Source organism: Methylobacterium sp. WL19, from assembly GCF_008040005.1.
GTDB lineage: Bacteria > Pseudomonadota > Alphaproteobacteria > Rhizobiales > Beijerinckiaceae > Methylobacterium > Methylobacterium bullatum.
This window is the reverse complement of the sequence record NZ_VRVC01000065.1, coordinates 1-13,429: the sequence shown is the minus strand read 5'-3', so window position 1 is coordinate 13,429 and position 13,429 is coordinate 1. Positions and strand designations below refer to the sequence as shown.

The 13,429-nt window shown below is 69.8% G+C and carries 15 protein-coding genes; 9 read left to right on the top strand and 6 right to left on the bottom strand.

Annotation, left to right across the window (positions count from 1 at the left end):
- Positions 1 to 42 precede the first annotated feature (42 nt).
- The gene (locus FV220_RS14140; protein ID WP_056149290.1) at positions 43 to 627 is read right to left on the bottom strand and encodes a histidine phosphatase family protein; all 585 of its coding nucleotides are present in this window, start codon (positions 625 to 627) and stop codon (positions 43 to 45) included.
- A gap of 182 nt (positions 628 to 809) precedes the next feature.
- Between FV220_RS14140 and FV220_RS14135 the strand changes: the two genes are divergently transcribed.
- Positions 810 to 1,799: a polyphosphate kinase 2 family protein gene (locus FV220_RS14135; RefSeq protein WP_147832101.1), complete on the top strand. Its 990-nt coding sequence runs from the start codon at positions 810 to 812 to the stop codon at positions 1,797 to 1,799.
- A 60-nt stretch (positions 1,800 to 1,859) separates the two neighbouring features.
- Positions 1,860 to 3,014, top strand: coding sequence for an AAA family ATPase (locus FV220_RS14130; protein ID WP_147832100.1), 1,155 nt, complete (start codon positions 1,860 to 1,862; stop codon positions 3,012 to 3,014).
- A gap of 23 nt (positions 3,015 to 3,037) precedes the next feature.
- On the opposite strand, the gene FV220_RS14125 is transcribed toward FV220_RS14130, so the two are convergent.
- From FV220_RS14125 to FV220_RS14110, 4 genes are all read right to left on the bottom strand, one after another.
- Positions 3,038 to 4,078, bottom strand: coding sequence for a hypothetical protein (locus FV220_RS14125; protein WP_147832099.1), 1,041 nt, complete (start codon positions 4,076 to 4,078; stop codon positions 3,038 to 3,040).
- A 100-nt stretch (positions 4,079 to 4,178) separates the two neighbouring features.
- Complete coding sequence (gene fabI / locus FV220_RS14120; RefSeq protein ID WP_018043432.1) at positions 4,179 to 5,024, bottom strand: enoyl-ACP reductase FabI; 846 nt, start codon at positions 5,022 to 5,024, stop codon at positions 4,179 to 4,181.
- 114 nt (positions 5,025 to 5,138) lie between these two features.
- Positions 5,139 to 6,080: a DnaJ C-terminal domain-containing protein gene (locus tag FV220_RS14115; protein ID WP_147832098.1), complete on the bottom strand. Its 942-nt coding sequence runs from the start codon at positions 6,078 to 6,080 to the stop codon at positions 5,139 to 5,141.
- Between the two features lie 202 nt (positions 6,081 to 6,282).
- Positions 6,283 to 6,810 carry an RT0821/Lpp0805 family surface protein gene (locus FV220_RS14110; RefSeq protein WP_082473321.1) on the bottom strand — a complete coding sequence of 176 codons (528 nt, stop codon included), beginning with the start codon at positions 6,808 to 6,810 and terminating at the stop codon, positions 6,283 to 6,285.
- Between the two features lie 177 nt (positions 6,811 to 6,987).
- On the opposite strand from FV220_RS14110, the gene pdxH reads away from it, so the two are divergent.
- From pdxH to FV220_RS14080, 6 genes are all read left to right on the top strand, one after another.
- Positions 6,988 to 7,566, top strand: coding sequence for a pyridoxamine 5'-phosphate oxidase (gene pdxH / locus FV220_RS14105; protein WP_147832110.1), 579 nt, complete (start codon positions 6,988 to 6,990; stop codon positions 7,564 to 7,566).
- Between the two features lie 168 nt (positions 7,567 to 7,734).
- Positions 7,735 to 8,457 (top strand): SDR family oxidoreductase, encoded by a 723-nt coding sequence (locus FV220_RS14100; protein WP_056149277.1) that lies wholly within the window; start codon positions 7,735 to 7,737, stop codon positions 8,455 to 8,457.
- Positions 8,450 to 9,649: a hypothetical protein gene (locus tag FV220_RS14095; RefSeq protein WP_147832097.1), complete on the top strand. Its 1,200-nt coding sequence runs from the start codon at positions 8,450 to 8,452 to the stop codon at positions 9,647 to 9,649. Before FV220_RS14100 ends, FV220_RS14095 begins: the two co-directional genes overlap by 8 nt.
- A 19-nt stretch (positions 9,650 to 9,668) precedes the next feature.
- Positions 9,669 to 10,154, top strand: coding sequence for an NUDIX hydrolase (locus FV220_RS14090; protein WP_056149273.1), 486 nt, complete (start codon positions 9,669 to 9,671; stop codon positions 10,152 to 10,154).
- Positions 10,155 to 10,294: 140 nt separating this feature from the next.
- Positions 10,295 to 10,699 (top strand): TIGR02301 family protein, encoded by a 405-nt coding sequence (locus tag FV220_RS14085; RefSeq protein ID WP_238253949.1) that lies wholly within the window; start codon positions 10,295 to 10,297, stop codon positions 10,697 to 10,699.
- Positions 10,700 to 10,866: 167 nt separating this feature from the next.
- The gene (locus FV220_RS14080; RefSeq protein ID WP_026175868.1) at positions 10,867 to 11,121 is read left to right on the top strand and encodes a hypothetical protein; all 255 of its coding nucleotides are present in this window, start codon (positions 10,867 to 10,869) and stop codon (positions 11,119 to 11,121) included.
- Positions 11,122 to 11,243: 122 nt separating this feature from the next.
- Here FV220_RS14080 and FV220_RS14075 read toward each other — a convergent pair whose 3' ends face one another.
- Positions 11,244 to 12,578 carry a dihydroorotase gene (locus FV220_RS14075; protein WP_147832096.1) on the bottom strand — a complete coding sequence of 445 codons (1,335 nt, stop codon included), beginning with the start codon at positions 12,576 to 12,578 and terminating at the stop codon, positions 11,244 to 11,246.
- A 155-nt stretch (positions 12,579 to 12,733) separates the two neighbouring features.
- Here FV220_RS14075 and FV220_RS14070 point away from each other — a divergent pair.
- Positions 12,734 to 13,429: folate-binding protein (locus tag FV220_RS14070; protein ID WP_246689465.1), on the top strand; the 696-nt coding region annotated here is incomplete at its 3' end.

Genomic DNA, 13,429 nt, shown 5'->3' with positions numbered 1-13,429 from the left:
TTTGCCGAGCCGCCTAGAACCGGTCTTCGCGGAGAAAGCGGATCAGGCCCAGCGCCAGCGGGACTGGTCGAGGACGAGGACGCTGCCCTGGCGGATGCCCATCCGGGGGGCCTCGCGGATGCTGGTATAGCCGAGGATCACCAGGATGGCGCGGGCGACCCCGCCATGGGCGACGATGACCGCCGGCCGCTGCAGGTCCGCGATCGCCGGCCTGACCCGGTCCACCAGCATGGCATAGCTCTCGCCATGCTCGCCCGGCGGACGATAGCCCCAGCGGTCCCGGTCGCGCGCCAGGGCGCCCCGGCTGTCGCGCCGGCGGATCTCGGCCCAGGTCGAACCCTCCCAGGTGCCGAAGTTGATCTCCATCAGGCGAGTGTCGACGGCGTAGGCCTTCGGCGCGAGATCGAGGCTGGCCCGGAGCACCTCCATCGTCTGTCGCGTGCGCGTGAGCGGGCTCGCGACGAACGCGGCCTCGGCAAGGCTGGCCCCCGCCACGGCCTTCAGTCGCTCGGCCACGCTTTCGGCCTGGCCCAGGCCCGTGGCATTGAGAGGCACGTCGCGCTGGCCCTGGAGGCGGCCCTCCGCGTTCCAGTCGGTCTGGCCGTGGCGGATGAAATACACCGTCATGCGCGCCGGCCGTTCGTGGCGGGGCGCCGCGCTTGTCCGGAACGGGCACGGCCGCGGATCGTTGTCGCGCTCAAGGTTGCTCCAGGCGTTACAGGCATCGGCACACTGCTTTCCCGGAGCGGCGGTGCGTTGGTGCGGTGCCCGCGGCATCGATTGAATATCGTATAAGGCGAAATGTGATCATGGCGAAGAAGCGCGGCAAGCGGCATTCGGGCCAATCGGACACCACGAGGGCGCGCAAGCCCAAACCGCTTAGCCCACGTTCGGAATCGGACCAGCCGCCCTCCTCCGCCGCCTGGGCCCGTTCGGCGATGCGCCATGCCAAGCGCGAAAGCCCGGTCGACACGGCCGCCCTCGCCTCCTGCGCGGCAGCCGGCATCGTCACCGTGCAGCCGGGCGAGGCGTTGGATCTCGCCGCGATCGACGCCAATGCCGATGGCGGGCTCGACAAGGAGGCGTCCAAACAGGCGCTCCTCGTGGAGCATGGCCGCATCCAGGAGTTGCAGGAGCGGCTCTATGCCGAGCATCGGCGCAGCCTTCTCGTGGTGCTCCAGGCCATCGATACCGGCGGCAAGGACGGCACCATCCGGTCGGTCTTCGAGGGGGTGAACCCGCAAGGGTGTCGGGTGTGGTCGTTCAAGGTCCCGAGCGCGGAGGAGCGCGATCACGACTTCCTCTGGCGCTACCACGCCAAGGTGCCGGGGCGCGGCATGATCGGCGTGTTCAACCGCAGCCATTACGAGGATGTGCTCGTGGTGCGAGTGAAGTCCCTGGAGCCGGAGGGGGTATGGCGACCGCGCTACGACCTCATCAACGATTTCGAGCGGATGCTGACCCTGTCGGGCGTCACCGTGCTGAAGTTCTTCCTTCACATCTCGAAGGACGAGCAGAAGGAGCGCCTGGAGGCGCGGATCGCCGATCCCGAGAAGCATTGGAAGTTCGATGCGGCCGACCTCGTCGAGCGCCAATCCTGGGACGCCTATCAGGGCGCCTTCACCGATGCCCTGAGCCGCTGCTCCACCTCGCACGCGCCCTGGCATGTGGTGCCGGCCAACCGCAAATGGTACCGCAACCTCCTCGTCGCCCGCACCATCGCCAACACCCTGGAAGCGATGGATCCGCGCTATCCGGACGCTCAGCCGGGCATCGCCGAGCTGACGGTGCCGGATTGACCTGATCCGACCGCGCGACGATGGTTCGTGCGTCGGGAGCCGGTGCTTGAGAATGCGCGCATGCTGACCGTCCGCGACGTGGCGGCCTCGGGATACCGCTCCCTGCGGTCCATCCGGTTTCCGGTGGAGGCCCTCTCGGTCTTCATCGGGGCCAATGCCGTCGGCAAGACCAACCTCTACCGGGCGCTCGAACGCCTGCAGGCCGCCGCCGCCGGCACGCTGGTGCGTGATCTCGCGGCGGAGGGCGGGATGGACTCGGTCGTCTGGGCCGGACCACGCAGCGGCAAGGGGCCGGTGCGGGTGGGGTGGTCCGTCGAGCTCGGCGACGAGGCTGCGTCCGTCGCCTACCGATACGAGATCGAGGTCGGTCTGGTGCCCCAGTCGGAGGACGGCCCCAGGGGGGCCGCCTTCCTGCTCGAACCGCAGATCAAGCGGGAGCGGCTCACCGTCCTGTCGGGCCGGCGGCCGGCGGCCATGCTCGAGCGTGACGGGCCTTCCGGCTTCGTGCGCGGCGATGACGGCCGCAAGCGCTCTCTCGGCACGAGTCTCCTCGCCACGGAAACCGCGCTCGCGGCACTTCAGGACGCGGTCGCGTTTCCCGAATTGCATCTCGTCCGGCATGCGCTGCTGGATTGGCGCTTCCACCACGATTTCCGCACCGACGCGGCCTCGGCCCTGCGCCGGCCCTGCCTCGCCGTCACCACGCCGACTCTGTCGTCGGACGGATCCGACCTCGCCGCCGTGTTCGCCACCCTCCGGCACATCCGCGAGGACACCGTCGATCTCGACGGGGCCGTGGGCGATGCCTTCCCCGGGGCGCGCCTCGTCATTCCGTCGCCCGGCCGCGAGGCGAGCTTCGGGATGGTCTTCCCCGATTACCCCGAGCGCGTGTTCGAGGCCGCCGAACTGTCGGACGGGACGCTTCGCTATCTCGCCCTCGCCGGGGCCCTCCTCGCCTACCGGCTCCCGCCCTTCATCGCCCTCAACGAGCCGGAGACGAGCCTCCACCCGGACCTGCTCGATCCCCTGGCACGGATGATCGTGACCGCGTCGCGTCGCACACAGGTCTGGCTGGTGACCCATTCGGAGCGGCTGGCCGACGCGATCGAGGAGCAGGGCGGTGTGTCGCCCCGCCGGGTGTTCAAGCGGGACGGGGCGACCTGGATCGACGGGCTCAAGCTGTCGGGAGAGTTCGCGGAAGCCGACGACGCTTGACGGGGGCTCTCATGCTCAGCCGGTCATGCCCTGTCGCCGTGGTCGGGCCGCCAGCGCCGGAGAGATCCCGGCAGCGACCGCATCATTGTCCCGCCGATCCTGTCGGCATGGCGCTGGTAGAGGATGCCGAGGCCGATCAGGCCGAGACCGATGAGCGACAGGGCGAAGGGGAAGAGCAGCGAGTCCCTGAAGACGCGGTTCGCCAGGTCGCCGAGATAGAGTGCCACGCCAATGGCGCCGAACACCGCGTAGATCCGCCGAGACAGGAAGATGGCGAGGCCGATGAGCGCAACGTTCAACAGGGCATAGAGCGCCTTCGCCACCTCGCTGTCGGAGGATTGCCACGTCAGGGCGCCCCAGAAGGTGAGGATGCCGGAAAGATGGAGCCAGAACGCGTAATCCGTCCGCTTCTGGCGCAGGTCCACCGCCCAGGCGAAGGCGATGAGGGCGAGGCCGAACCAGAGCGAGATCGTCCGGCGGGTTTCCCAGTCGAGATCCGGCCCCGTGGCCCAGAGGCCGATATCCATGGACAGGAACCACAGGGCCACCGCCGCGATCAGGGTGATGAAGCCGAAGCGTGTGGCGCGCAGGGCGATGGCCGAGGCCACGAGGGTCGCCGCTTCCATGGGCACCCAGCCGCCCTTGTTCCAGGTGAAGACGTCGCGATAGGCGCCCGGCCGGCCCTGCTCGCCCCAGCCCCAGCTCTCCTGCAGGCCGTAGACGGCGAGCGGCGTCATGGCCACGGCGCAGGCGATGAGGAGACCGCCGGGGACCGGCAGGTCGTGCGCGATGCGGAGGTGCCGCCCGGCGGCGACGAAGGCCGCCGCGTAGATCAGGGCGGTGGCGGTGAGAGCCGGTCCGCCCATCATCCCGAAGGCGAGGGTCGAGAACAGGCCCATGGCGCCGATGACCACCAGGGCGCCGGCATACCAGAGCACGTGGGCGAGATCGAAGGAGACGGCCCCTCCCGGCCGTGTGGCATAGAAGGCGGAAAGCGCGCGTGCCTGTTCGGCGGTGATGATCCCGGCGGACGCCGCATCATCGAAAGCGGGACGGGTCTTCATGGGGACAGGGCCTCGGCGGGACGCGGCCCCGGAGCGGGTCGGTCCCTCGCCTTATCCGCCGGGGCAGGCCGGCGCGGCGCGCTCCCGCACGCGGCCCGCCTCACTCCTTGCTGTCGAGCCTCAGATCCGGCGCGTCCGGGTTCTTCATGCCGACCACGTGGTAGCCGGCATCCACATGGAGGATCTCGCCGGTCATGCCGCGCGACATGTCCGATATCAGGTAAGAGGCGGTCTCGCCGACCTCCTCGATGGTCACCGTCCGCCGCAGGGGCGCGTTGTACTCGTTCCACTTGAGGATGTAGCGGAAGTCGCCGATGCCGGAGGCGGCCAGGGTCTTGATCGGGCCGGCCGAGATCGCGTTGACGCGGATCTTCGAGGGGCCGAGATCGGCGGCGAGATAGCGCACCGAGGCTTCCAGCGCCGCCTTGGCGACGCCCATGACGTTGTAATGCGGCATCCATTTCTCGGCGCCGTAATAGGTCAGCGTCAGGAGAGAGCCACCGTTGGGCATCAGCTTCTCGGCGCGCTGGGCCACCGCCGTGAACGAGTAGCACGAGATCATCAGCGACTTGGTGAAGTTCGCCTCCGAGGTCTCGACGTAGCGTCCCGTCAGCTCGTCCTTGTCGGAGAAGGCGATGCAATGGACGACGAAGTCGATCCCCTGCGGAAAGACGCGGCCGGCTTCCGCGAAGACGGCGTCGATGGAGGCGCCGTCGGTGACGTCGCAATGGCCAACCACATGGGCATCGAGCTCGCGCGCCAGGGGCTCGACCCGCTTCTTCAGGGCATCGCCCTGGTAGCTGAAGGCGAGCTTGGCGCCGTGGGCATGGGCGCTCTTGGCGATGCCCCAGGCGATGGACCGGTTGTTGGCGACACCGAGCACCAGACCGCATTTTCCGGCGAGCAAGCCGCCGACGTGATCGTGTACCGGGTTCGTGTCCGCCATGAGTCACCTGAGCCAGAGGCCGTCGCGCGCCGGAGCGCACCCGTCCGGACCTGGGGGGAAGCGCTCGCGCCGAGGCATCCTTAGCGGAGGTGCGCCGGGGACGGAAGTCCGCGCCTATGCCTGTCCAGAGGCGGTGCGCGCCGCCCGGCGCCCGTTAGCATAGGCGAGGAGGGTCTCGTCCTCGCTCGCCGGCAGCGAGATCGCCGTGGTGGCGAACAGGTCGCCGCGGGTGCCGTCCTTCTTCGGCAGGCCCTTGCCCTTGAGGCGGAAGGTCCGGCCCGAACTCGTCATGGCCGGAACGCGCATCTCCACCGCGCCGGTGAGGGTGGGCACGCGGATCGGGCCGCCGAGGATCGCATCTTCGAGGGCCAGATCCACGGAGGTGCGCAGATCCGCCCCCTCCACGGTGAAGCGCGGATGCGGCAGGATGCGGATGGTCAGCAGGGCGTCGCCCGGCGAGGAGCGTGGACCGCCCGGGTTCCCGAGGCCGCGCAGGCGGATGGTTTGCCCGTCCACGACGCCCTTGGGGATCACCACGTCCACGTCGCGTGAGCCCAGCGAGATCCGCAGCTTCTCCTCGCTCGCCACCTGCTCCAGGGTCACGGAGAGTTCGGCGGCGAGATCTTCACCCTTCATCGGTCCCCTGGCGCCGGGACCGCCACCGGCACCGCCCCGGAACGTGTCGCCGAACAGGTGCGAGAAGATGTCCTCGCCGATCCCGCCGCCGCCCGCCCGGTTGCGTGCCGCGCTCTCGAAGTCGAAGCCCGCCGAGCGGGCGCCACCCGGACCGCCGCCGAAGCCACCGAACCCGTCGAAGCCGGCCGGCGCGCGGGGCTTGCCGTCGGCATCGATCTCGCCACGGTCGAACTGGCCGCGCTTGGTGGCATCGCCGAGGATCTCGTAGGCGCTGTTGGCCTCCGAAAAACGGTCCTTGGCCTTGGCGTCGTTCTTGTTGGTGTCGGGGTGGTAGGCCTTGGCGAGCTTGCGATAGGCCTTCTTGATGTCGGCCTCGCTGGCGCCCTTGGCCACACCCAGCACGTCGTAGGGATTGCGCATCGTCTGTTATCGGTCTCGGTGCCGCACGGGGCCGGGCTCATGCCCGCCCCTGTCGAAGTCTTCCGCTATGTGGAATGGATGTTGCTTCTATGCAACGGTCATCCGGCAGGATTCGACGGTTCGATCCACTCGTCAACCCGCCGCCACGCCGGACGATCCCAAAGGCGGCACGATCTTGCCAACAGCCGAGCCGTTCTCGGCGTCAGGCCTTGGCTTTGGCCGTGCGGATACGGGTCAATTCCCATTCGCCCCCCGAAGGCTTGCAGCCGGTACCGCGCACGAAACGACTGCGCGATGGCGCGATGACCGAGGCGAGGAAATCCCGGCAGATCAGGTCGTTGGCGACGTAGGGAAGGCCCGTCGGGTTGACGGAGCCGCGCAGGGACGAATCCGGGTTGTCCCACTTGACCGGACGACCGTTGCCCTGCGGATCGAGGGCCACCGCCAGGGCCGCGTGCGCCCGGCGCCAATCCTCGTCGGACATCTCGCTGCCGAAGCTCTTCGGGCGCTTGTCGATGCTCCCCGTGACCAGGGGCTCGGGGACCGTCACGTCCGGTTCCGACTTGCTCTCGCTCTGGAAGGTGAGGATCGGAATGCCGCAGCCGGCGAGCGACAAGGCCAGGGCCACGCTGCCCGACGTCAGCACCGCCGCGCACCGGGCGCGGGCCAGACGGGGTGCGACGACGGCACGGATGGAGACGGGTTGGGCTTTACTCTCGCTCCGACGCATTACACCTGTTCTCACGACGTGACCCGAACGACGACAAATCGTGTCCCACGTCGGTGCCCCCGACCCGGATCTCACTCACAGGATTACGCCTTGGATCGGTTAAGGATCGATGAGCCGGCCACGCCCGGCAGTGTCTCACCCGCCGCCTCCCCCCTCGGGGCCGGTGGAGACTTCACGCTGTCCACAGACCCCTGGGGACTGTTTTCCGCCTGGATGGGCGAGGCCGAGCGTGCGGAGCCCGAGGATCCCAACGCCATGGCGCTCGCCACGGCCGGCTCCGACGGCCTGCCGGACGTGCGCATGGTGCTGCTCAAGGGAGCCGATGAGAGGGGCTTCGTCTTCTATACCAATGTCGATTCCACCAAGGGCGAGGAACTGGCGCAGAACCCGCAGGCCGCCCTGGTCCTGCATTGGAAGAGCCTGCGCCGGCAGGTCCGCGCGCGCGGACCCGTGAGCCACGTGTCGCTCGAGGAGGCGGATGCCTATTTCGCGAGCCGCCGCCGCGAGAGCCGGATCGGTGCCCATGCCAGCCGCCAGTCCCGGCCGCTGGCCGACCGCGCCACCCTGGAAGCGGAGGTCGCCGCCCTGTCGGCCCGCTACGAGGACCAGCCGGTGCCGCGCCCGGAGAACTGGACGGGGTTCCGCATCGCCCCGGTCTCCATCGAGTTCTGGCAGGATGGGCCGTTCCGGCTCCACGACCGCGTCCGCTTCACGAGGGACGGCGGCGGCTGGCAGGGGGCGAGACTCTATCCGTGAACCGCCATCGGCCGGGAATGGGCGTTGTCTCGACCGCTTCCAGCCTTGCTGCGCCGCGGGATCGACCCTGGATTTCCCGGCTGGCGCAGCTTAGACCTGGGCTGTCCACCGCCCCCGGACCCTGAAGGAACGGCCTTGGCCATATCGAGCAATGAACGCCGCCGCGTCATGCTGCTGACGGGCGCAAGCCGCGGAATCGGTCACGCCACGGTCAAGCGCTTCTCCGCGGCCGGGTGGCGGGTCATCACCTGTTCCCGCCATGCCTTCCCCGAGAATTGCCCCTGGGAGATGGGGCCGGAGGATCACCTCCAGGTCGATCTCTCGGACCCCGAGGATACGATGCGCGGTGTGGCTGAAGTCGCCGGCCGTCTCGCCGACGAGGGCGGCCTGCTCCATGCGCTGGTCAACAATGCCGGCATTTCGCCCAAGGGCTCGAACGGCGAGCGCCTCGGCGCCATCGCCACGGAATTCGGCGACTGGCGCAAGGTGTTCCAGGTCAACGTCTTCGCGCCCCTGCTCCTGGCACGCGGCCTGTGCGAGGAACTGACCCGCGCCAAGGGCTCCATCGTCAACGTCACCTCGATCGCGGGGTCCCGCGTGCATCCCTTCGCGGGCGCGGCCTACGGCACGTCGAAGGCGGCGCTCGCCGGCCTCACCCGCGAGATGGCCAGCGATTTCGGCCCCCTCGGGGTGCGGGTGAACGCGATCTCGCCGGGCGAGATCGATACGGCGATCCTCTCGCCCGGCACCGACAAGATCGTGGCCGGCATCCCGCAGCGGCGCCTCGGCACGCCCGACGAGGTGGCCAAGGCGATCTACTTCCTCTGCACCGAGGCCTCCTCCTACGTGAACGGCGCCGAGTTGCACATCAACGGCGGCCAGCATGTCTGAACGAGGTGCGCTCTCGGCGTTCCTCGCGGTCTCCATTCTCGTCGCCTCGCTCCTGGGCGCGCAGCCCGTCCGGGCCGATCCGGTCGTGACGATCCTCGACCTGCCGTTCAGGGCGCGCGCCATGCGCGGCCCCGGCAGCGAGGTCTCCCTGGCTGTGGCGACCTCGGGCCTCCTTCCGCTCGCCCGTCCCAAAGGGTTGAAGGGCGAGGTGGTGGAGGATGTGTCCCTGGCCGTCCTGTGGGGCGACGAGGGCGGTGCCGCCCTGACCCTCGCCGACGGCAAGGTCGCCACCACCCTTCTCGGTGTGGAGGCCATCGACGGGCTCGCGGTCTCCGAGACCCCGCGCGGTGCCGTTGCCGGCACCCGGCGCGCGACTCTCGGTCCGCTCAGTGCCCACCTGTCCGACCCCGTCCGCCCCAATGCCAGCGAGTTCGAGCGTGCCGGGACGCTCACCATCCGCGAGCGCCAGCCGGTGGGGATGAGCGCCGATCCGAAGCCCGTCCCCATCGTGACCACCGCGGTCACCGCCGGTCACGGCGCTGCCTTCGCCCTGCGCCGCCCCATAGCGATCCTCATCGACGGCCGGCCGGTCATCGTGGCGGTGACGGCGCAAGAGGGCGGATCGGCTCTGGTCGTGGTCGGCAAGCCTTCGGCAGGGTTGGGCAAGCCTTCGGCGGAGCCCGGCAAGCCCTCGGCGGAGTCCACCAAATCCCCGGCGGAGCCGGACAAGGCATGGGCCATTCTCGCCCGGAGCCCGGTTCAGGCGGTGGGGCCGGGTGGACAGTCGCTGACACTCGCGGCGATCGGCGATGTCTCGAAAGCCGGTCAACCCCGGATCGCCGCGGTGGCGGCGCCCGACGGGGCCGGCATCCTCCAGCTCTGGGCCTACGAGGCCGGAGCCCTGCGACTGGTCGGCGAGGCCACCGGCTACACCACCCTGTCTCCGGGCGAGGGCGGGGCCGACCTGTCGGCCGTTCTCGATGCCGATGGGGACGGTGTGGCCGAACTCGCCTTGCCGGTGGCGGATCGGAGCGCCCTGGCCATCCTGTCCCTGAAGGACGGCATCCGCGAGGTGAAGCGCATCCCCTTGCCCGGCCTTGCCGCCTTCGGCGTCGCGGCAATCGGCCACGGCCCTCGCACGCGCCTTCTCGTCGGCCTCGCCGACGGGCGGGTGGCGCTCATCTCTCCGTAACCGAGAAACGTCGAGCCCCATGAGCGAAGCAGCGAGCGAGGACGGTTCCGACGTCCGGCTCTTCCCGGCGCGCCCCTTCTTAGGCGCGTCCATCGCCGTCATCCGCGACGGGCGGGTGCTGCTGGCCGCCAGGGCCAACGAGCCCCTGCGCGGGGTCTGGACGCTTCCCGGCGGGCTGGTGGAGCCCGGCGAGACCCTGGCGCAGGCGGCGCTGCGGGAGCTCGGCGAGGAGGTCGGCGTCTCGGCCGTGGTCGTCCGCTCCCTGACCCCGACGGAGATCATCCTGCGGGCCGAGGATGGCCGGGTGCGCCACCATTACGTCGTCCATCCCCACGCCGCCCTCTGGACCGCCGGCGAGCCGGCCCCCGGCCCCGAGGCCCTGGACGTGCGCTGGGCTCTTCCCGACGAGCTCGCCGATCTCGCCACGACGCCCGGATTGCGGGAGACGGTGGACGAGGCCTTCGCGCAGGTCGCTGGCCTGGATGGCGATACGCAATCCCGATGAGACCGACGGGCTCCTCGTCTCGACCGGTAAACGGTGTAAACCTGCCCGATGAGGTTCGCGGCGGAGGACGGGGTGTGGCTGTGACGTGGGTGAGGCGATGCCTGTCGCCCGTGCTGATGTTCGCCACCCTCGCGGTGGGCATGCCCGATCTCGCTTCGGCTCAGCAGCGCCCCAACCCGGCGCGGCCCGCGCAGAAGGCCCCGGAGAAGGACAAGGAGCCCCCTGCCCCCGCCGAGCCGCCGCCCGCTCCCTACGACCGGGACCTGATGCGGCTCTCCGAGATCATCGGCTCCCTCTCCTTCCTGCGCAGCCTCTGCGCGGCGCCGGACGCCGCCGAATGGCCGACCCGGATGAAGGCGTTGATGGAGGCCGAAGGGGTGACGCCGGGGCGGCGGGACCGCCTCGCCGGGGCGTATAACCGCGGCTATCGCGGATATTCCCTCACCTACCGGGCCTGCACGCCATCGGCGACGGAGGCGGCGTCCCGCTATGTCGCGGAGGGAGAACGGCTGTCCCACGCCCTGGCCAGCCGTTTCGGGGGCTGAGGCGGCGATGTGTCTTTCGGGAGACAGGGCATAAGGCTGAAGGAAATTCGTCGCATTCGACCCCCGGCGTTAACCGCTTCGCAATTCTTGGCTTCCCGATGCGCGAAGCTCAGCCTATGTTTCGGTCATCCGCCGAGCCATTCTTCGGCGCAACCGATGTTATCGCCATGCAGATCGACACCGCCCCCGCGCCCTTCGAGGCCGATCTCGACGACAAGCGCGTAGCCCTCGGCTACGTCTCGGAAGCGTTCGCGGAAGGCTGTCTCGACGGGCTCGACGGCGATTGCATGGCGCAGGCCGCCCTGTTCGCCGCCTTCCAGGAACTGGTGATGACCTATGGCGAGGACGCCACCGCGCGTTACGCCGAGGGCTTTCCCGACCGCATCCGCGGGGGCGCCTTCACCACCGCCCCCCAGCATTGAGGCGCGGGACCGGGCCGCACCCGACCCGTTGACGTTTTGCGTGTGATCGATCGAGCCGCCCGGACAGGACCGGGCGGCTCGATGCGTTTCGGGGCCGGGATCGAGCTCTGCCGGTAAATCCGTTAACCCGGCGACAGCGCCTCGTCGAACACCACCGCCTCGCCGCTGGACGGGCCGACGAGGTCGCCCTGCCACATCACGCGCCTGCCGCGCACGATGGTGCCCACCGGCCAGCCGGTGACGGTGACGCCGTCATAGGGGGTCCAGCCGCATTTCGACGCGATCCACTCGTTGCGGATGGTCTCGCGGCGCTTGAGGTCCACCACCGTCACGTCCGCGTCGTAGCCCACCGAGAGCCGGCCCTTGCGGCTGATGCCGAACAGGCGCTTCGGCCCGGCGCTGGTCATGTCGACGAAGCGGGCGAGAGACAGCCGTCCGTTGGCGACGTGATCGAGCATGATCGGCACCAGCGTCTGGACGCCGGTCATGCCGGAGGGGGAATCCGGATAGGGCTTGGCCTTCTCCTCCAGCAGGTGCGGCGCGTGGTCCGAGCCGAGGATGTCGGCGACGCCCTGCGTCAGCCCGTGCCAGATCCCGTCGCGATGCGCCGCGTCGCGCACCGGCGGGTTCATCTGCACCAGGGTGCCGAGGCGGGCATAGGCCTCGGTCCCGTCGAGGGTGAGGTGGTGCGGCGTCACCTCGACGCTGGCCACGTCCTTATGGTCGGCGAGAAACACCATCTCCTCCGCCGTGGAGATGTGCAGGATGTGGATGCGGGCACCCGTCTCCTGCGCGATCCGCACGAGGCGCTGCGTCGCCTTCAGCGCGGCCTCGGGCGAGCGCCAGACTGGGTGCGAGGACGGATCGCCCGGCACCCGCAGGCCCTTGCGCTCGCGCAGCATGGGCTCGTCCTCGGCATGGAAGGCGGCCCGGCGCCGGGTGCGCTTCAGGATCTCCGTCACGCCGGCATCGTCCTCGACCAAGAGCGCGCCGGTGGAGGAGCCGACGAACACTTTGATCCCCGCAGCACCCGGCAGGCGCTCGAGGGTGGCGACCTCATGGGCGTTCTCGTGGGTGCCGCCGACCCAGAAGGCGAAGTCGCAATGCATGCGGTGGTGCCCACGCGCCACCTTGTCGGCGAGGGTCTCGGCGCCGGTGGTCAGCGGGTTGGTGTTGGGCATCTCGAACACGGCGGTCACGCCGCCCATCACCGCCGCGCGGGAGCCCGATTCGAGGTCTTCCTTGTGGTCGAGGCCCGGTTCGCGGAAATGGACCTGGGTGTCGATGACACCCGGCAGCAGGTGCAGGCCGGTGCAATCCTGGCGCTCGCCCTCCGCCCGGGACAGGTCGCCGATGGCGGCGATACGGCCGTTTCGAATGCCGAGATCGGCGGTGTGCTCGCCGTCGTGATTGACGATCCTGCCGCCGGTGAGGAGGAGATCGAAGGGCTGGTCCATCGGGGTCGCTCCTGAACGGCGTTGAGACGCGGGTGGCGGCGGCTTATGTCAGCCTCGCGCGGCGTGCAACGCCGTGCCCTGCCGACAGGCCCGCCGGCGCATCGCCACGATGCGCGCCGGAGGGGCCTTTGCAGGATGACCTTCGAGGAGTTGCCATGCCGATCGCCCTGCTGCCGGACCGCGCCGTCATCGTCATCGCGGGCGAGGAGGCCGCGAGTTTTCTCCAGGGCGTGGTGACCTGCAATATCGAGACCCTCGAACCGGGTGAGGCTCGGCTCGGCGGGCTGCTGACCCCGCAGGGCAAGATCCTGTTCGATTTCCTGATCTGGCGCTCCGGCGACGGCTTCCGCCTGGATTGCCCGGCCGATCAGGCCCCGGCGCTCGCCAAGCGCCTCACGCTCTACCGCCTGCGCGCCAAGGTGACGATCGCCGTCGACCCGACCCTGGGGCTCGCCGCCGCCTGGGGCGGGGCCGAAACCGCCGCCGCCACCGAGCGCCTCCGCGACGGGCGCCTCCCGGCGTTGGGCGAGCGCCTCGTCTTCGCCGAGGGCGCGTTCTCGGCCGATGCCACCGAGGCGGATTACCACGCCCACCGCATCGCCCTCGGCATCCCCGAGGGCGGACGCGACTTCGCCTATGGCGATGCCTTCCCGCACGAGGCGCTGATGGACCAGCTCGCCGGCGTCGATTTCAGGAAGGGCTGCTATGTCGGCCAGGAGGTCGTGTCGCGCATGCAGCATCGCGGCACCGCGCGCACCCGCATCGTTCCGGTGATCTCCCGCGACGGGGAGGCCGTGACCTCCGGCGCGGAAGTGACCGGCGGACCGCGCGGGCTCGGCACGCTGCCGACC